We start from the raw sequence: 20,062 nt of genomic DNA on the forward strand, positions 1-20,062 counted from the left end.
CGCTTCTTTTTAAGATAGACACCAACTAAGTGAAAAAACTACCAATCTGAGCCACTCAATATTTTTGACTCATTAATAACCTGTTGGCACTTCTGAGGTAAGCACTATTTTTGCGTCAAATAAATAAACCGAATACACCCGCAATGCCAGCAAAAACCAACATTGCCTTCGCAACATACTTGAAAACTGTTTTAATTTGCATCACTTTTCTCTAGATACTACGCTATTCAACTTCTACGCCTTGAACCTGTGCCTGTTTTGGCGTTTGCTTAAACGCTTTCTTATAACAACTGGTAAAATAACTCGGTGAATTAAAGCCACACCTTAGCGCAACCTCTTGAATGGTTAGCGGCTCGGCAAGCATTTGCTGCGCTTTTGCTAGGCGATATTGACGCAAGTATTCATTTGGGGTCATATCAACCGCTTGTTTTAACTTACGCTGTAGCTGCTTAGTATTGGTGCCCATTTTATCGGCGATCAAATTAATGTTTAGCTCTGGATCGGCAAAATCCAACGCTAAAATACCATCTAAACGAGCCATAAAAGACGATTTTTCACCAACATCAGCCTCCTGCTCTACCTGAATGCTAAGCTGCATCATATTGGACACCAACACCCTTAACTCTGCCAACTCAAAGGGTTTATGTAAAATTTGATACACGCCTGACTGCCACGCAGCTAGCTTTGCCTCTTTATCCATTTCAGTGGTGAGCATCAATAGTGGAATTTGTCCTAGTGTGGCATTACTTTTTAGCTTGGCACAAAGATCGATGGCATCGTCAAAATCTAAAATGATGCCTTTGGGTAAGTGTTTTTGCGCCAGTGATAAGGTGGCTTGATGATCACTGGCAAGCAGCACGGAGTATTCTTCACTAAATAAACTACGAAGAAAATCGGCCATGTTTTTACTTGAAGTTGCTAAAAGTAAGATCGGCGCAGCATTGAGATCAACGGGTTTCTTTTGTTTTAACCAAGAAGCCAAATCCCCCCTAACGGCATTGGTATTCCTATGCTCACTTTGCTGCCTTGCCAGCGGTAAAGTAACCACAATATAACTTTGTTGACGGCGATGCTCTACCGTCATTACCCCATGCAAGCTACTGAGGGGCTCTTTTAACATCATTAAACCAAATTCATCTAGCCTTAGCGCATCCACCACACTGATCTCATGAAATGGCGCTAACAAAGCTTGACACTGTGCTTGCCCAAGACAAAGCCCCTGCACACTTAGCCAAATCTTAATTTCTTGGTCCCAAGTGCGTCCATAGGTTGAAATAACAGCACCTTTTTTCGCAAGCGTAAGAAGGTAAGTCAATAAATGAAATACGATCACCTCTAGTTCAGAAACGGAGCCTTTGACCCATAGTGGGCCATTTATATCTAACTTTGTTTTCGCACGGTTCAGCTCAAAGGAATGGCTTAATTGCTCTAATACAGAGTTAATAATCCTTTGCCAATCATAAACTCCCACAACTGGGGCGTTATTTATTGAGCTAGAGTCGGTTAATTTGACAAGCCGATCTATTTGCTCCAACAACTGTGTTGTTTGCATCTCAACAAGGGTTAATTGCTGCAGTTGACTCGACTCTCTAACCTCTTGCTTTAAAAGCTGAACAGGCGCTAAAATCAAGGCTAAAGGCGTTTTGAGATCATGCACAACATGGGTAAAAATACGCACCTTTTGTCGTAACAGCTGTTCGATCGTTCGGGTACGCTGCTTTACTTGAACTCTAAGCTTACGTGCTTGCTGCTCCGCAACCCTTAACCTAAAGCGAATATAGCAGTAAACAATAAGTAACAAACTACTTAAATAACATACATATGCCCACCATTCTCGCCACCAAGGGGTAGCAACAGTAATGGGTAGCATGTTAGTTAAGCCTGTCCATTGCTCAGGGTGCTTACTCACCTCCACTTCAAATTGGTACTCACCAGGATCTAACTGATGATATATGGCTTCGTTATGCCCCAGCTCCGCGAGATTCCAATGTTGATCTAAGCCATTGAGTCGATAACGAAAATAAGAAGGAGAATGGCCAAAATCAAGATCCGAAAAACCCAATTTAATAGTGGCATTATCATAAGATAACGCCAGTTCACTTTGATAGCCGTTTTCTTTATGCCATTGCCTTGTACCTTGGGTGTTATGCTGCATTAATTGGGTATGAATATCAGTGAAAACCACAGGTAATGTCGAAGTAACAGCTAGGGGCTGGCTGATATTAAATGCCAATAAGCCATCAACACTGCCTAGAAATAATGTACCGTCATCACTTTGTGCACTGGCACCATTAAACTCATTTACCGGTAGCCCTCTTTCGCTATCAATCTGCCCCATCAACTCACCTTGCTGGTTAAGCTGTAATATGCCATGAGCATAGGTCACCCAAATATTGCCTTGCACATCAGGTAACACTTCATAGTATGCGCCGTCTGGGAAGCCATTTTGACTACTTAAAAACTTTACATCTCCCCTACCCGGTTGATAAATAATTAAACCATTACGGTTAGTTACCCAGATAGAGCCATCGGCATCTTGGTAAAGTGTTGTGATAATGTCGAGTTTGAGGGCTTGACCTAAATAATTAAGTTCATGTTTTTGAAGCTCATAATGAACATCATCCGTGAAACTTAGTTGCCATAGTTGACCGTCGAACGACCCCAACCAAAGCTGGTTACCGTCCACGAGTACGCTGGATATATTTTGTAAAACAACCGAACTGCCCTGCTCTAAAAAAACAAAATTATCCGTCTGTTCGTCATATTTTGCTAACCCATAGCGCGCACTAGCCAGCCAAAGTTGCCCCCGAAATGTAAACAATTGGCTAATATAGTTGTCTCGCTCCCCTGATGGCCCAGTAATGGGATAGGGCTGAAACGAATGTTGTTCTGGCAGGTATTTTGTTAAGCCACGGTTTGAAGCGAACCAGATATCACCTTGCTTATCCATTTCGATATCAACGATGACCCCCAGATCTTGCCCCGTTTCCGACAGCGGCCGCCATCTCTGAACCTCTGGTCGATCCAACTGTATTTGGCTAATGGCGCCATCCGTTGTGCCTAGCCACAGTTGCGAGCCAAACTTGGCCAACGACATCACGACATTACTGTGCATCATCCCTTGTGTCTGATTCAATAAGTGAAACTGCGCTGCTTGTGGTGTTAACTTACTGACGCCCCCCAACCGCGTGCCAATCCACAGCACCCCAGTACGGTCAAAATACAATTGACGAATATATTGATCTTTAAGTCCCACTCGATCACCCACTTTATGATGCACTAGTTGACTGCGCACCATCGCCGTTGACCATACATACAAACCGGACTGGCTCCCTAGCCATAGCGTTCCATCACTATCAAAAGTTAAATCCGTCAACTTAGCATTTATACCGAGCGTCTGTTTGTCGTAGAATTGCGTAAGCTGGCTCTCTGCATCAAACCGATATAACCCTTTATTGCCTACCAACCATAATATTGCAGAGGACGCACCATCTGGACTAGCTAGAGTAATGATTTCATCGTTATCTCGAAGCTTTAGCGGTTGCAGCACTAGTTGCTGGCGCTCTTTTGACCATAGATACAATTGGCTCTGATTCGTTAACCATAAACGATTATCTGAACTAAAAATGAAATCAGAGATAGGTAACTGAGCGTCAGGTAACGGTAATATGGTTTCTTTCCCTGAGTCAGGGTCAAAAACACTCATTCCACCAGCACTTTTTATCCAAAGCCGGCCTTGATGATCAGATTTTAACTGCCAAGGGCTAGTCGCATTACGTTGATGGGCCGATATTGGCACATTGAAGCGTTTAAAATTGTTACTTTGCTGTTGAAATAAATTGAGACCTTGGGGTGTCAGCACCCAAAGGCGTTGCTGGCTATCAAGGGCCAAGCTAGAGATATAATTGCCAGATAAACTTTGCTCATCATTGGCCGAATAACGGTAATGCACAATATTGTGGCCATCATAACGATTGAGACCGTCTTGTGTACCAATCCAAATATATCCCTGACTGTCTTGCACCATAGCAACCGCTGTCGCTTGAGACAAACCTTGCTCTAGGCCAATTGATTCAAAGTGGTGCGCCCCTTGATAAGGAAAGGCTGCCAGCTTGAAGCAAATAAAAAACAATAAGTAGCAACACAGATAAAGAATTTTCATCATATCCTTTGACTTAATTCTATTAACGTAATGGTTGTCGCCGTAGCAAACATGAGCGGAGAATTTGAGCAGTTAGTTTTGACAAAGTCAATCAAACAGGGCGAACTATGCCGCCCTGAGACTTATAATCTATTGAATATTATTGAACAGCTGACAATATTTATTAGTTACAGTTTTTAACAAAAGACCATACTTGCCATTGGCCATTGTTACTCGAAGGCTGATCACCTTTCGTCCACCAATTAGCTTTATATTGCTTATTGCCATCAACAGCTAAATTACCTGCAGTATAAACTGCTGAGGCACTCCAGTTTTCACCACAAGCACCTGATGGTGGCGGCGTTGGCTCAGTGGTAGGCACAGGCGGTTGTGTTGGTGTAATGGTTGGCACAGGTGTCGGCGCTGGTGTTGGTTTTGTACCTGCGGTATAACTTGCTGTTAAGCCCACATTAGCAAAATCAGCATAGCCACGTAACATAACGTGCACCGTACCCGTGGCATTCTCTAAGGTACAAGATTCACTGTTACCGTCTTTATATGGTCGACAATCGTAACTAGTTGTTGTTGGTTTGCTACCTTGCTTAACATATAGGTCCGCATCACCAGAACCACCCGCAATGGATACCGTCAGCTGACTCGCGCTTGGTACGTCAATGCTGTAGAACACATTGTTATCTTTGCTACCAGCGGCATAAACAGTTTGGCCATTATTCAGCTTACTATTAGGTATTGGCGTTGGCTCCGGCGTTGGCTTAGTGCCGCCATTTGGCAAACCGTAAATGGTTTGTAATGCCGAAATATCTAAATCCGTTAGCGCGGTGCGCTGGCCTAATGCCGAATTTGGTACATTCGGGTTTTTAGAGGTAATGGTTGGCTGGCCATTATTACTAAATGCACGATAGCCATAATGCATAATTGAGCGCACATCGTATGGGCCAACCGATGCGGTAACACTTGCGCCTAGCTTGAAGTTAGACTCCATGCCCGGTCTGATATTTTCCCAATGAATATTCACGTGCTGATCACGATCTGCTCGAGATTGTTCATGATAAAAACCGAGTGCATGTAAAAACTCATGGGCAACAATACCCCGTGTACCACAGCCGCTCCCGATAGATAAGTCTTGCTTAGACCCAGTGCGCCCCACCATCGAATAACAACCGTCACCACGAATAATATTGATGTAGCTGCTTTGGTTACTGCGCTCTACAAAAGTAACATCAGCCGCGTCCTCAAGCCATTTCATCGCAGCTTTAATGGTTGTGACATCTCCGGCAGGTACGCCTGACGTGATCACATAAGGCACCACACCATTGGGCCAAGTTGTGCGTCCGCCCCAAGACGCTTTAGCTTGCATATTGCTGCTAAAAGACTGGATTTCTAGAGGCACAGCGCCCATTTGTTGCATTTCTTCATGCTCACCTAAAATAATATCGCTTTCATAAACGGCTAATTGCTTTCCGTCTAGCTGTTTAAGCTGATATTCAATCTCTTGATTTGAGCCGATCACTGTAGCAATTTGCTCACCTTGGGAAGTAAACACTTCGTTTACTTCTGCCTCTGTGACAGCGTTTGCTGCAAGTGGTGCCAGCGCAATACAAACTGCAATGGGGGTCATTTTAAAGTTCATTTTATCATCCTTGTTAGGCAGAGTTGCCTTCAGTTTTTTTTCATACGTTACCTCAGGCAAACCTAAGGTAACGCGAGTGTTTATGGCACCTAGGACCATAAATTTTTATCATTAATTACAACTACCTAGGTTTTCCCAACTGCTCCAAGCATTGCTAGAGCCAGGGGCTAAGTTGGTGCTATACCACGTCGCCTTCCAGCGTTGATTGTTATAACTGACTTCATCACCAGGACCATAAGAAGCTTGGGCGTTCCAGCTCTCGCTGGTGCAGCCATTACCCGGCGCTTGTGTCGGCGTGGTGGTGGGAATGACAGTAGGGGTAACACTTGGGGCCACCGTTGGCGTTGGTGTGGGTGCTAGAGTAGGAGTTGGTGTCGGTAAGGTGCCACCGCTAATTAGCTGCCATGGTCCCCATTGTGATGCACCGGGCTCAACGCCTTTGTTCCACCACTGAGCTTGGTAGACCTCACCTTGGTAGGTAACTTGGTCGCCAGCTTCATAAACCGCAGTGCTCGACCAGGTGTTACCAGCGCCTGATGAAGCAACGTTAATGGTTTTGCTAACACTGTGACTCGCTCCTTGATCATCAGTCACCGTGAGCTTAACGGTATAATTGCCAGCAGCTTGGTAGTTATGGCTAACCACTTGACCATTCGCCGATGAACCATCACCAAGTAACCACTGCCAAGACGTCACCTCACCATCGCTGTCGCTACTGTTATCAACTAAGTTCAAACTTAAGCCTTGGGCCGTACTGGTAAAGTTTGCAACAGGAGGTTGATTGCTGCCACCTTGGCTAGCAACGACTTTAAGCGAAACACCACTGTAATTGTCATAGCCATTGAGCACGATGTAGTAAGTTCCCACTTTGGCATTGGCTATATCACAGCTTTCATTATTACCATTTTTATAAGGACGACAATCTGCATCCGCCCCTGCTGGCACCGCGCCAAATTTCACTAATAGATCAACATCACCACTACCACCTTGTGTCGTAATACTTAGCTGACTGACCATTTCATTGGTAAAGGTAAACACTTGATCTTGCCCTTTCAGACCCGATAAGTTGGTTTTCGCTTGATTATTAATCAGAATCCTATCTTCATCGGGTTGCGCTTGCACTGTAACCGATTGCTTAAATTGGGCCGATTGGCCTTTACCATCTTGTACCGTTAACGTAACTGAATATTGCCCAGCACTGCTAAAATTATGGCTAACTTGCGCGCCTGATGCGCTGTTCTGATCACCGAAATTCCAGCTATAACTTAAGTCTGACCCAACCGAGCTTGTGCCATCAAAACGACAGGCTAGTTGATTACAACTGGCGACAAACTTAGCTTCCGGTGCAATCGCTGCATCTGCCACCACAGTGCGACCACTGCTGTCTTGACCAAGGCGATAAACATCACCGATACCATTTGCATTCCAAATACTTAAACCAGTTGGCAATGCTAATGGATCATTCTCTCGCGCCTGTTGACTAAGGGCTTGCGGATTACCCGAAAAGCGTGCAGTGCGGATCCACATTTCCTCGCCTTTCATTTGCACTATCTTAAACTGTGCAAAACTGCTTTGGTCAGCAATCCAAGGCGAGTAACGGTCTGCGGGACGTGTTGGGGCTCCCCAGCTACCTTCACCAATAAACACCGTTCCCGCGGTGACTTGCTCCATGTCATTACTCGCTGGCTTCACCGGCCAAGAATACTTCACTAGGTGACTATCAGACTCCACAGCTAAGTTCATTTTCTTGTTGTAAAAGTCACTAGCCCATTCAAACATTTTGCTGTTTACGTAGCCTTTGGCAGTGGTACGAGGAAACATTGGCTTATGATATTGACTGATACGCCACTTAACGCTGCTTCCGGCTCCTGACAAATCACTGCTAAGCCAACTTTTTTGTCGGCTCCACTGAGTTTGATAACCTGAGCTTCGAAATTCTGTGTTTAGGGTATAAACACGCAACTGGTTGCCGCCAACGTTAAAGGCATAATAGGTGTCATCTAACTCACAGCGGCCATTGTTGTTTGCATCAATACCAAACACCTTACACATAAAGGTATGATCATTGGATTCATGGTTACCGACTGTTGGCACTAACGCCGGAATGGCAAGATAGCTTTTGCCATTCACTACATCTTGACTAAAAGTGTTTTGCCAATCTGTTAGCCACTGAGAGACTTCATGCGCTTCATTACCGTAGGTTAAATCACCACCGAACATAACAAACAATGGCCGAACTTTACTCACCAGTTGGTTACCTGAGCGACGTGTGGATGCGTTACTTCGCGAATCACCACCAGCGACAAAAGTAAAGTCAGATGCAACATTGGCCGCGGTTTTGAATAAATAATTCGGACCACAACCGCTGTCGTCACATACTTTAAAATACACTGTGCTATCAGGCACTAAGTTACTCAAGCGCACGAACTGACTTTCTAATGTTGCATCGAATACATAAGACGCTGATGGGCTTTTACGTTGCCATTTAGTTTCATCTGCATTTTGTCCATATAATACATACGCGTTACTTGATTGGCCTTTTGGTGAAAAACCAATCACAGCATTGCGTGCAGGATCGCTATCCCACACCACGCGCACTTGCTCAGTGGCCTGCGCGGTAATACTCATACTGGCCATGACTAACGTAGGCAACATTGCCAAACGAAAACCCTGTTTTTTTCGACTTTGCATCTTACTGCTCCTTGTCTTGATTGTGTTGCTGATTAGCTGAAGAGGAATGACCCTTTACACTGCTCACTAAACGCAGCCATGCCGCCCCACTGGGTTTCAAAAATCCAACTTCTCCTGAGCCAAAATGCACCATGGCTAATTGTTTGTTGTCGTCACTCCAGGTCTGAGTCCAATAAGGTCCTTTAACGGTTAATGAAAACAGGCCAGCGGGTACCAATGGTTGGCCGGGATAGGCAGATGAATTCACTAAACTTGATAACTCATCAAGTTGCGGAACTCGCCAATTTTTGACGCCGCACAATTCCAATTGATTGTATAAGTCCACTAAATCTTGGCTGTCACAAGGCACAAAGCCATCTCCTACCGCACAACTGCCACCCTTTTCGCTACCTTGCAAGCTTTGCCGATCCCACCATGAATAAGTTGACTTATAATAGTGCGCCCCCTCTTGAGCAGATTTCACCTCCCAAAGTAAGCCAGTTTGTTTATCGAGCACGCAATGCCATGGTCCCGATTTAGGTGAAATGATCTGCCCTTGCTGATGTACCTTAGCGAAGCGTAACTCAGCGCCTTGTGCACTGTTAATCATTGTTACAACTAAAATACAAAGCATTAAAGACTTCATCCTTTTCGCTCCATCACTAGCTGCCAAGGTTGCTGCGAGTAACTGTGGCGAGTTTGGCTCGCGTCAAAGGTGGCCGGCCACAAATACAAGCCATTCACCAAGGGCAAATCGAACTTAGACCCCGTATCACGATTGCGTGCTATCTCTAAACTCCATACACCGTCTTGCCAATGTGCTTTTGCTTGCACATCAGCGCGGTCACCTTCAAAACTATCCATCCATAACACGCTAGGTAAACGGGTGCCGATGGGATAAGTATCTAAATGCTCACTGTAAGGCTGGGTATCCCACCAACTAATGGCAAATTGGTCGCGCTGCTCAAGGCGCTGCCATGCTGCTTGCTTAGGTAAGCGCAACGGTAAAACCTGCTCTTGCTTAAACCATTGCCAGTTCATGCGATAGCCACCTGCTTCTTTTGGATCAGTTTGATAGCCAGCGGTATAGCGAGGACAAAAATCACATGGTGGCGCAGGTTGACCAAAATGATCATCATCAAGCACTGACATATGATTTAACCGCACCGACTTCCATTGCCATACATCTACCATACCCTGCTTCATATAATGGTAACCACGACCGGAGCGCGATGGCGGCGCACCATTAAGAGGGGCTGGCCCTAGGTGAATGCTACCTGCTCCGCCGATCCGAGCGGACTCACTCAACATCAGTGCAAATTTATCCTCATAGAACGTGATTTCATCATCAACTTCAAAGCCTTGATGCTCTACCTGCCAACCTTGTGCAGTCTTAACCAAGGGTAAATGCATTAGATCTGCTTTGGCATCAGGCCACTGAAACAAAAAATAGACCACTTCATCATCGTGCATAGACTGCGCAGTAACCGTCACACTGGTTGCTTGATTAGCGCCTTGAGTAACCAATAGCGTCGTTTTTTCAGCCCTATCCCATTCGTTATTAAGTCCATCAATCACAATGTTGTCAGTTGTGCGCAGACTGACTAATTTTGGCGTGATTGCGGGATAGAACAAGAAACAAGTCACAATGACAACAACGCCACCTAACATTGGCAGGCATTCCAATAACGTAGCCCGCTGTGGTAGAAAAATAGGCCAAGTGCGTTTTAGCCCAGCCTGTATTTGCACCACAACATGTAAAGTCACAACTAACATCATCAGTAACGCAATATAGTAATGGCCTTCAAGTAGTAGAAGGTAGCTGAGCCAAGCTGGACTCAAGTAAAGCAGTGTTCCAGAGATAACAGCTAACGGAGTAAGAACGCGAATCAGCTGAATAATCAAATGCCGTGATTTCACCGCACTTAATGGTTTATTGCGAAATAATGCAAATCCGGCGTATCCGATAAGCACAAGAATCCAAAGCAATGCACCAATACCATGCCAAAAATAGACATCACCTTGCGGCATCAACCATTGCGGCATAGGCAAGGCAAACAGGCTGTCTTGCGCTAACCGCAATCCTGAAAAGAAACTCAGAAGTAAAGCAAGTAAGCCAATTAGATGGACGACCACCAAAGGCCAGCTTGTTTTGCGTTTATACACCAACATTTCATCCTTGAGCCTAACGATAAGAAGCATGTAACTGGCTGATTGTCTTATCGCATCTAACAGCCATAACCATTCTATTTAGGTCAAGTTTACATTTGATTAACTTAATTCGGCTGGAACAAAAATGACATTTGGCTCTGAATTCACCAAAAACATAAAATAATAAATTAAAGACATAAAGTATAATAAAAAAGACAAAGAAGAAATAATAAAATCTTTTAAATACAACAAAATATAATTAACCAGTAATAATCTAAAGTATCATTATTTACTTTAAAGTGATTAGAAATAGATAGTAAAAAAGCTGATTTTGTTAATTTACGGACAGTTAAAGTCGGAGCAAAATCACAACAAATGAAACGGTCTACAGGCGAATACAGCATGAGGATAACAATTCTACTTGGTAACATTGTTAACAACCACAGATGCCGAAAAACTCAGCCAAGAACAAAAAAAGCATACAACCTGAAAGGCACTGCACTTAATGGGCAGTAAAAAGCATGTATTTTTAAGGGTTACTTATGGTGTGACTCTTTTATGGCGACTGTAATTTAGTTACAATCGAGCCATTGTTTGCTCGCGCGAATGCATTTTCGATTAGGTATCTATGACTGTCACAACAAATTCTGAAGCCATCAATGTTCAGACCGATGTCACTCCAGACTTTGGTAAAGTAACCGGAAGAATTCACTCTGTTGAAACCTGTGGTACTGTCGATGGTCCTGGTATTCGTTTCATTATATTCACACAGGGTTGTTTGATGCGTTGCCAGTATTGTCATAACCGTGACACCTGGGATACTGAAGGCGGGAAAGAAACCACAGTGCAAGAGTTAATGGATGATTTAGTTCAATACCGTCACTTTATGAATGCTTCAGGCGGCGGCATTACCGCCTCTGGCGGTGAAGTTATGCTACAGCAAGAGTTTGTGCATGCTTTATTTAGCCAGGCTCAAAAAGAAGGTATCCATACCTGTCTTGATACAAATGGTTTTGTTCGTAAAATGACACCATTGGTCGATGAAGTATTAGACGTCTCTGATCTAGTGATGCTAGACATCAAGCAAATTCATAATGACGCCCACATAGCGTTAACCCATGTCAGTAACAAATACACCCTTGCCTTTGCCAAACACTTAGCACAACGTAACCAAGCAACATGGCTACGTTATGTTATTGTTCCCGGTCATACCGACGACGAGCAATCTGCGCGTGATTTAGGTGAATTCATTAAACCAATGAAAAACATTGAAAAAATCGAACTACTGCCGTATCACGAACTCGGTCGCCATAAGTGGATTGCCATGGGTGAAGAATACCCACTAGAGGGGGTCTCGCCACCCTCTCGAGATGTGATGAATAACATCAAGGCGATTTTAAGTGAATACCATCACAACGTTATTTTCTAGTAATTATGAATAATAGTCCCGCTATTGAATTTACCTTTCTTAGTGGCCTTGCTCTATTGTGCATGATTTTTTTAGTCGCTTGGTGTTTATACCGCACCTCCCCTTTTATTCGTATTACCAGCGACATACAGCAACGTTGTTTAGGCATTGCTGTCGCTTTATTGCCTTTGTGGTTGTTAAAAGCAGGCCTACATCCCGGCTTAGAAATGCATTTTCTTGGTTTATCAGTGGCAACCCTGATGGTTGGCTGGCACTTAAGTTTGTTAGTCGGTGTGGCTAATTTAATACTACTTGGCATCTGGCAAGGCAGCTCGCCTGCACAACTAACTATTGAAGCTCTTCTTGGCGTTGCACTGCCTATTGCTGTCACCATGGGTGTTTTAACTGGCTACCGACGTTATCTGCCACAGCATTTTTTCATTTATATTTTTGTTTGTGGTTTCTTTGGTGCCGCCTTAGCCATGCTAGGGCGTCATCTTGCTTTGGGGCTATTTTACTTAGTTGATGGCCAGTACCGCGCATCAGCAGTAACAGAGGATTACCTCTACTTGTGGCCTTTACTCCTTTTCCCAGAAGCATTATTAAATGGCATGGCAGTAACCTTAATGGCCACCTATCGGCCACAATGGCTTGCTTCTTTTAAGTATAAAGAACTTAACTAGATAGAAATCACGCCTCATATTTGACTTAAAAATGACATCTAATTCACCATAAAATCAAGCAAATATCTCATTCCAACTTAAGCTAAATATTACAGTGCTAGTTAACAACTAACTAGTTGTATCTATTGTGCAGGATCGAGATATGAAAGTAGCATGGAAAGTCGTTGGGGCATCTTCACTGGTTTTAGCAATTACCATTACTATATTGTCATGGTATCAATACAGTGAAATGACTCAAAACCTTAAAGCCCAATCACACAGCTCTATTCAAGAGTCCAGCACGGCACTAAGCCAGCAAATAACTCATTGGCTCAACGGGAAAATTGATATCATCAATCTCGTGGCTCAAGTTATCGATAGCGATTTTACTTCTGAAAATATCCAAAGGGTGTTTAACAGTCCGTTACTAAAACAAGAATTCCTACTCATATTTGGTGGCTTGGATACAGATGGCAAAGGCATATCTAATGATCCTAGTTGGCAACCCAACGATTGGGATGCCCGCAAACGTCCTTGGTACAACGTAGCAAGAAATAGTCGCGAAGCGGCAATTACTGAGCCCTATGCTGATGCGGTTACCAAAGATATTCTAATATCCGTGGTGGCTAAATTTTCAGATAAAGGCGATTTTAAAGGCGCATTTGGTGGTGATTTAAGCCTAAAAGTAGTTTCTGAAGCTCTTAATACCGTTAATTTTAATGGCTCTGGCTATGCATTTTTGCTCAGTGGGGCAGGAAAGGTAATTTCTCATCCTAATGCGGATTTTAATGGTAAGGACTATAGCCAAGTATTTGGCGGTAAAAAAATCGCTTTGCAACATGGTATTAATGAAGTTGAAGTGAATAATAAAGCGTTGTGGGTTAGCTTTATTCCGCTTGAGGGATTGAAAGGATTAGATTGGTATCTAGCGGTAGTGGTTGATGAAAATATCGTGATGGCGTCAGCCGATTTGATGGCCTGGCAATCATTATTTGGTGGCGTTATTAGTATAATCATAGGTATAGTGATTATTGGCGGCGTGATGCAATCTATCCTCAAACCCATCGGCTTATTAAGCAGCTCGCTACTAGAAATTAACAGTGGTAATGGTGATTTAACTAAACGTTTACCGGTCATATCCAAAGATGAATTTGGCGAAGTTGCGAATCAATTCAACCTGTTTATTGGCCAACTGCAACAGATGATCACTAACGTCAAATCGATTTCCAATGACATCAGGAAAAGTACCGATTTAACAAGTCAAGAATCGCAAAAGGCAGAGTCAGAGCTGGCAACTCAACTAGCAGAACTGGACCAACTCGCCACCGCGATGAACCAAATGGCATCAAGTGCAGTAGAAGTCGCGAATAGTGCTCAAGTCGCCGCTCAATCGGCACAAACAGCTGACACAGAAACAGCTAATGGCGTGAAAATAGTCTCTAAAGCCAGCCTTTCAATTAAAAACTTGGCCACTGAAATGGATCAAGCAGTCGCAACGGTTGTTGAGCTGGCTAAATACAGTGACAATATCGAATCTATTTTACTCGTCATCACAGGCATTGCTGAACAAACCAACTTACTGGCTCTTAATGCTGCAATTGAAGCCGCTCGTGCAGGTGAAACAGGCCGAGGCTTTGCCGTTGTAGCAGATGAAGTGCGCTCACTTGCCTCACGCACGCAAAAATCAACCAGCGAAATCAAAACCATGATAGAGCAGCTACAATCTGGCGTTAGAGAAGCTGAAACCAAGATTAAACAGAGTCGTGAAATGGCAAATGAGACCTCAGAAGAAGCAGGTAAAGCAAATCAAGCACTCGATGTAATTCGCGCAGCGATAGTGCAAATTAATGATATGAATTTACAGATAGCCGCCGCTGCTGAGCAGCAATCAGCAACCTCTGAAGAGATAAACCGTAACACCACGAATATTCGTGATATTAGTCAAGACGTTTCTAACGGGGCCCTTGAACAAGTTAATCACTGCCAAGCGATGACTCAGCAAGTATCTGAGCAAGATACCCTACTGAGCCAGTTTAAAGTGTAATAATTTGCTGTAGTCAGTAACATTGAAGCAACAAGCAAACCTAGGGTCTGCTTAAGCTTAACGCCGCAAAATAAAGTATGTTTTGCGGCAAAATGTCATTTTCAGAGATGACAACGCAAAGCTTATAGGGACATATTTTAAACACCTAGTTTTTTATCTTTATTACATAAACTTAGCTAATTCATTTAGCACCTTAAGTGCCTTTGTTAAAAATAATCCAGTAAGTCGCGGTAATATTCATTCGTCTCCATTAAACTCGAATGATCGCCTTGGGCAATGATACGCCCTTGCGCCATCACTAAAATTAGGTCCATTTGCTGGAGCATAATCGGCTTATGAGTGATCATCAGCAGCGTTTGCTGCTTGGTATTAACATGACTAAATACTTCGGTCATCATTTTCTGCTCTGTTAACCCGTCCAACCCTTTACTTGGCTCGTCTAAAACCAACATATGGCTATCACGTAACAACACTTGAGCAAGCTGTAAACGCTGCTTTTGGCCACCCGATAACCCTGCTCCCGTTTCTCCCAGCCAAGTGTCGATTCCCTGCTCCAATGACGCAATAAAGTCGCCTAACCCCACTTGCTGACACACTTGAACCATATCATCGACGGTCGCATCAGGACTGGCTAAGCGCAGGTTATCCGCAATGGTGGCATTAAATATATGCCCAGCTTGACTCATTAAGGCAATATGTTGACGTAACGTGGTTTTACTAAAGCCATTAATATCTTGATCTGCAATGGTTAGCTGCCCAGTTTTGGTCGGCCAAAAGCCCATTAGTAGGTTAACTAAGGTGGACTTACCCGCTCCACTAGGCCCAATAATCGCTACTTTTTGACCGGGTTGGACGGTAACGTGAATATCCGTTAAGGCGCAGCTTGATTGTTCGGGATAGCTGAAACTAAGGTGATTAAACGCAATCGCACCCGCTTGAATAGCCGCCCCATGATTATCTTGCTTAAAGTTGGGGACAGGCATATCCACTATATCAAATAGCCGCTGTGCACTTGCTAAGGTTTGTGGCAACAACTGACAAGCCAAAGGCAGCGCCATAACCGTTTCAATACTCACTAACATCAATAACGAGAGACTAGCAATATACTCAGGGGCTAGCTGGCCTTGCCCTACTAACGGGATCAGTATAATAAAACTACATAACACCAAAGCGTTAACAAGTAAAAAATTAACTAAATTACTGACACTGTTCTTTTGCTGCAGCGCTAATTCTAATTGCAAAAAACGGCTAGACAGTTGCAACATGCTTTCTTGATAACGCTCCGCCACTTGATACATCACCAATTCTCGTAGCGCAAACATGCCATCCACCAACCCCAATTGCATTTGATTATTGAGATCTAACTTTTTCCGTTGCTGACTGCGAGCCCAATGAAAACTGAGATAAGGCAAACCTAAGCCAAGAATAACTAACACCAGCGCCAATATTAACGCTAATGATACCGAGAAATAAGCCACTGCCGCACACACCAAAGGTACACTGACCAAAGCAACGATCGCAGGCAATAAGATCCGCAAATAAAAATTATCCAAATTGTCGATGTCTTGCTGCATTCGCGTGAGTAAATCAGCGGACTGAAACTGAACTTGATAGTAAGGCAACAAAGGCTCAAGTTTTTGGTAAAAGTAATAGCGCAACTGCGCCAAAATTCGAAAAGTGGCCTCATGGGTAATCACCCGTTCAGCGTAACGCCCCACAGTACGGACTATGGCTAAAAACCGCACCACTGCGCCGGGTGTAAAATAGTTAATGGACGCCCCTGTCAACCCCGCCATAGCCATGATGGTTAAAAACCACCCCGACACCGCCAGTAAACTAATGTTAGCAAGTAACGCTAACAGTGACAGCAACGCCCCTAGTAACATAAAGCCGAGCTGCGGGCGCATGAGTTCAAGTAAACGAAAGAAGTTACGCATCTTGATGCCCTCCATGAGACTGACTCACATTGACCATAGCATGATAGTTTCCCTGCAAAGCCAGTAGCTGCTGATGTGAGCCTTGCTCAATAATCTGACCTTGAGACATAACAAGAATTTGTTTTGCTTGCTTAACCGTGTGCAGACGGTGAGCAATCACTATCACTAAATGGTCTTTAGCATAGGCTGTGATGGCTTGTAATACTTTTTCTTCACTGTCTTTATCTAAATGGCTGCTCGGCTCATCAAGAACTAATACATCCGGTTGATGGTAAAATGCTCGGGCCAATGCCAGTCGTTGACTTTGACCACCTGATAACCCAAGGCCACCTTCACCTACCGCTGTCTCAAGTTGTGTAGGCTGTTCATTGGCAAAGTCAAATAACCCCGCCTGCTCTAATGCTTCATTGACTTTTGTCGTGTCATAATCGTTAGTTAAAGCGACATTGTAACCAATGCTGCCAAAGAAAATATGTCCTTGTTGCGCAATCCAGCCACAGTGATGCAACCAAGCATCTCTTAAGGCCGGAGTTAACAGCTGACCATTTATTAACACCTGCCCAAAATCGGCTTGATTAAAACCTAATAGAATATCGATTAACGTCGACTTACCCGCGCCACTTTCACCAACAATGGCGTAAATACCGCTCTGTTCAAAAGTAAGGTTAATATCCGATAAGGTGCGACTGCGACCAGGGTAAGCATAATTTAGCGACTCGCAAGATAAGGTAAATGGCGCCTTAAATTGAGCAACGTTGGTTGTAGGGTGATCAGACTCAGAAATTTCAGGCTCAGCAAGTAACTTAATCATATCTGCAGCCGCTGCCGCGCCCGCCATTTTAGCGTGGTATTGCGTGCCTAGGTTTCTAAACGGTAAATAAAACTCCGGTGCCAATAGCAATACCCATAGTGCGATAAGGTAGCTGGCTTCGCCATAATACAAACGAAAACCGAAAATTACCGCCACTAAAGCAATGGACACAGATGCAAGAAACTCTAAAAAAAACGAGGACAAGAAAGCCACGCGAAGAATTTTCATAGTTTGACGGCGATAGTCGTCACTAATTTCTCTCACCGCCGCCAGCTCTTGCTTAGCACTATTAAATACTTTTAACTGAGTAAGACCCTGAATAATATCAAGGAAGTGACTACTCATACGCAACAACTTAGCCCAATGTTGCTGATTCATCGCTTCGGCGCGCTTGCCAATCAGAATCATAAAAAAAGGAATAAATGGCGCGGTAAAAAGAAAGATCAGGCCTGCTCCCCAATCAAAGGGAAATACCAGTACCAGCACCGCCAAAGGGATCACTGCGCAATAAGCAACCACAGGTAAATAGCCAGCAAAATAGTCCTGTAACGATTCCACTCCCTGATGCAGTAACTGCGCGAGTGCTGTTTGCCCGTACTGTCGCGTATAAGCCGGTCCCAATGAGACAATTTTTTGTAATAACTCTTGTCGTATCTCTTGCTTTATTTTTGCTGCGCCGCGCTGGCTAAAACGCTCGCTAGCATAACCTAAGCCCGCTCTTAACAGCACCACCAAGCCCAAGGTTGCTAGCCATGGGGTTAAATCATGTAACGATTGCTGCTTAAATATTGCGCCATCGATGATCCATGCTAACAAAGCCATCTGGCCTATCATCACCAAGCCGTTTAGCGAGCCAAAGGCAATGGCTTTTGCCAATAAACCTTGGGATTTCGATTTTTGCTGTTTCAGCCAACGATTGGCTAATTTTGTTTCATCAGCATTAAGTTGTTGCGACATGTGAGTATTCCCTTAGAGACAATGAGTTGAAAAAACGTTAACAACAAACTGAAACACAGCCAGATACATCATAAAAAATGGGGGGAGTAACATGAATGAGTCAAGACTCCTTAACTCGCTGTCAAGGAGCCTAGGGCCTGCTGACCTTTCTAGATTGTTTTGCAACGCTTTGTTGAGCAGTATTTGTTTAGAATACTAAACGACACACTGCTCGCCGCGCTCAAAACGTTTTTAGACAAGGTGTCCCCGCTCGAACAACAATTAACCGCGAAAGGTCAACAGGCCCTAACAAGGCACTTAATTATCGACGTCTTGGTCTTTTGCCACGTTATCAACATGTTGCTGCATTTCGTACCACATCACGTTAATAATGCCAAAAGCACACGCCAGTAACACACCTAATATCCAACTGAAATACCACATAAACTGTCCTTATCTGGTGATAGCATAGAACCCTATAACCATCACCTGAGTGAAAAATAATTAGTAAGATGAATGACTATTCTCTGTAATTTCAGCAACCGTGACACGACGCCACATTTTGTAGTAACACCAAAACGAATAGCTTAAAACTACCGGCAGTAACAGCACGACCACAAGCAACATGATATTCAACGTCATCTCACTAGAAACTGCATCCCACAACGTTAAGCTGTGGTTTGGCACTGAACTAGACGGCATAATAAATGGAAACATAGAAGCTCCAGCGGTTAAAATAACCCCCACATTTGCTAAGCTACTGGCGATAAATGCCGCGACACCTCGTGCCATTTTCATTAATACACTGGCCAATAACGCCATAATTATCCCCAGTGCTGGTAATAACCACATTAACGGCTGCACAGAATAATTATGTAACCAAGCTTGAGAAACAATCTCAACCTGCTTCAAAGTGGGATTAGCTACCCCAGCCGTTTCAATAGCACTGGTAATTTGATACCCCGGCACCATTTGCCAAATCAAAATGCCACCCAGTATAAAAGCAACAGCTAAAGTTAACGCAGCCCATTGACCAATGCGAGCAGCGCGCTCTGCCACTATTTTTTCTGTGCGCATCACTAGCCAAGCACCGCCATGCATTGTCACCATTGCCACACTCACTACCCCACACAATAGTGCAAACGGGTTGAACAAAGCAAAAAATGAACCGGTATAGGTAACACGCATGAGATCATCAAAATGAAAGGGAACACCTTGTAATAAGTTACCAAAGGCAACACCAAACACTAGCGGCGGTACTGAACTACCTACAAATAGCGCCCAATCCCAATTATTACGCCATTTTTTACTATCAATTTTACTGCGGTAGTCAAACCCTAACGGGCGTAAAAACAATGCAAATAGGGTAAGCATCATGGCGAAGTAAAAACCACTGAATGCCGTTGCGTAAACCATCGGCCAAGCAGCGAATAACGCCCCACCTAAGGTGATAAACCAGACTTGGTTACCATCCCAATGGGCACCAATCGTATTGATTACCACGCGACGCTCATCGTCAGACTTACCGACGAAAGGAAGCAAAGTACCCACGCCCATGTCCATGCCATCTGTAATGGCAAAGCCGATCATTAATACGCCAATTAACACCCACCAAATTAGCTTTAAGCTTTCGTAATCAAACATCCCTGAC

At 43.9% G+C, this 20,062-nt stretch carries 12 protein-coding genes; 3 read left to right on the forward strand and 9 right to left on the reverse strand.

All coding sequences use genetic code 11. The annotated features are described in order from the left end of the window. Positions 1–223: 223 nt before the first annotated feature. From Q4519_RS05445 to Q4519_RS05465, 5 genes are all read right to left on the reverse strand, one after another. Positions 224–4,165: a two-component regulator propeller domain-containing protein gene (locus tag Q4519_RS05445; protein ID WP_303510465.1), complete on the reverse strand. Its 3,942-nt coding sequence runs from the start codon at positions 4,163–4,165 to the stop codon at positions 224–226. Between the two features lie 160 nt (positions 4,166–4,325). Next, a complete protein-coding gene (locus Q4519_RS05450; RefSeq protein WP_303510467.1) occupies positions 4,326–5,792 on the reverse strand; it encodes a M12 family metallopeptidase in 1,467 nt (488 codons plus the stop codon). Between the two features lie 111 nt (positions 5,793–5,903). Next, on the reverse strand, positions 5,904–8,483 hold the full coding sequence (locus Q4519_RS05455; protein ID WP_303510470.1) for a PKD domain-containing protein: 2,580 nt from the start codon (positions 8,481–8,483) through the stop codon (positions 5,904–5,906). A gap of 1 nt (position 8,484) precedes the next feature. Continuing rightward, complete coding sequence (locus Q4519_RS05460) at positions 8,485–9,108, reverse strand: DUF1566 domain-containing protein (protein ID WP_303510473.1); 624 nt, start codon at positions 9,106–9,108, stop codon at positions 8,485–8,487. After that, positions 9,105–10,628, reverse strand: coding sequence for an ethylbenzene dehydrogenase-related protein (locus Q4519_RS05465; protein WP_303510475.1), 1,524 nt, complete (start codon positions 10,626–10,628; stop codon positions 9,105–9,107). The genes Q4519_RS05460 and Q4519_RS05465 overlap by 4 nt, the downstream gene beginning before the upstream one ends. 613 nt (positions 10,629–11,241) lie before the next feature. On the opposite strand from Q4519_RS05465, the gene pflA reads away from it, so the two are divergent. The 3 genes from pflA to Q4519_RS05480 all read left to right on the forward strand — a co-directional run bounded on the left by pflA (position 11,242) and on the right by Q4519_RS05480 (position 14,727). Further along, positions 11,242–12,042: a pyruvate formate lyase 1-activating protein gene (pflA, locus tag Q4519_RS05470; protein WP_232801160.1), complete on the forward strand. Its 801-nt coding sequence runs from the start codon at positions 11,242–11,244 to the stop codon at positions 12,040–12,042. Positions 12,043–12,047: 5 nt separating this feature from the next. Next, entirely contained in the window at positions 12,048–12,704 is a 657-nt protein-coding gene (locus tag Q4519_RS05475) for an energy-coupling factor ABC transporter permease (RefSeq protein WP_232801159.1), read from the forward strand. A gap of 142 nt (positions 12,705–12,846) precedes the next feature. Continuing rightward, positions 12,847–14,727, forward strand: coding sequence for a methyl-accepting chemotaxis protein (locus Q4519_RS05480; protein WP_232801158.1), 1,881 nt, complete (start codon positions 12,847–12,849; stop codon positions 14,725–14,727). Between the two features lie 206 nt (positions 14,728–14,933). On the opposite strand, the gene cydC is transcribed toward Q4519_RS05480, so the two are convergent. The 4 genes from cydC to cydB all read right to left on the reverse strand — a co-directional run bounded on the left by cydC (position 14,934) and on the right by cydB (position 20,055). Continuing rightward, the gene (gene cydC / locus Q4519_RS05485; RefSeq protein WP_303510477.1) at positions 14,934–16,664 is read right to left on the reverse strand and encodes a thiol reductant ABC exporter subunit CydC; all 1,731 of its coding nucleotides are present in this window, start codon (positions 16,662–16,664) and stop codon (positions 14,934–14,936) included. Then, positions 16,657–18,432 (reverse strand): thiol reductant ABC exporter subunit CydD, encoded by a 1,776-nt coding sequence (gene cydD / locus Q4519_RS05490; RefSeq protein WP_303510478.1) that lies wholly within the window; start codon positions 18,430–18,432, stop codon positions 16,657–16,659. Before cydD ends, cydC begins: the two co-directional genes overlap by 8 nt. A 297-nt stretch (positions 18,433–18,729) precedes the next feature. Next, positions 18,730–18,855, reverse strand: coding sequence for a cytochrome bd-I oxidase subunit CydX (cydX, locus tag Q4519_RS05495; RefSeq protein ID WP_232801155.1), 126 nt, complete (start codon positions 18,853–18,855; stop codon positions 18,730–18,732). Positions 18,856–18,915: 60 nt separating this feature from the next. Further along, entirely contained in the window at positions 18,916–20,055 is a 1,140-nt protein-coding gene (gene cydB / locus Q4519_RS05500) for a cytochrome d ubiquinol oxidase subunit II (RefSeq protein WP_303510479.1), read from the reverse strand. Positions 20,056–20,062: the final 7 nt, after the last annotated feature.

Source organism: Motilimonas sp. 1_MG-2023, from assembly GCF_030547455.1.
GTDB lineage: Bacteria > Pseudomonadota > Gammaproteobacteria > Enterobacterales > CBDFNC01 > Motilimonas.

Coding starts and splice junctions, on each gene's coding strand:
- Q4519_RS05445 (WP_303510465.1), bottom strand. CDS start 4,165: ATGATGAAAATTCTTTATCTGTGTTGCTACTTATTGTTTTTTATTTGC.
- Q4519_RS05450 (WP_303510467.1), bottom strand. CDS start 5,792: ATGAACTTTAAAATGACCCCCATTGCAGTTTGTATTGCGCTGGCACCA.
- Q4519_RS05455 (WP_303510470.1), bottom strand. CDS start 8,483: ATGCAAAGTCGAAAAAAACAGGGTTTTCGTTTGGCAATGTTGCCTACG.
- Q4519_RS05460 (WP_303510473.1), bottom strand. CDS start 9,108: ATGAAGTCTTTAATGCTTTGTATTTTAGTTGTAACAATGATTAACAGT.
- pflA (WP_232801160.1), top strand. CDS start 11,242: ATGACTGTCACAACAAATTCTGAAGCCATCAATGTTCAGACCGATGTC.
- Q4519_RS05475 (WP_232801159.1), top strand. CDS start 12,048: ATGAATAATAGTCCCGCTATTGAATTTACCTTTCTTAGTGGCCTTGCT.
- Q4519_RS05480 (WP_232801158.1), top strand. CDS start 12,847: ATGAAAGTAGCATGGAAAGTCGTTGGGGCATCTTCACTGGTTTTAGCA.
- cydC (WP_303510477.1), bottom strand. CDS start 16,664: ATGCGTAACTTCTTTCGTTTACTTGAACTCATGCGCCCGCAGCTCGGC.
- cydD (WP_303510478.1), bottom strand. CDS start 18,432: ATGTCGCAACAACTTAATGCTGATGAAACAAAATTAGCCAATCGTTGG.
- cydX (WP_232801155.1), bottom strand. CDS start 18,855: ATGTGGTATTTCAGTTGGATATTAGGTGTGTTACTGGCGTGTGCTTTT.
- cydB (WP_303510479.1), bottom strand. CDS start 20,055: ATGTTTGATTACGAAAGCTTAAAGCTAATTTGGTGGGTGTTAATTGGC.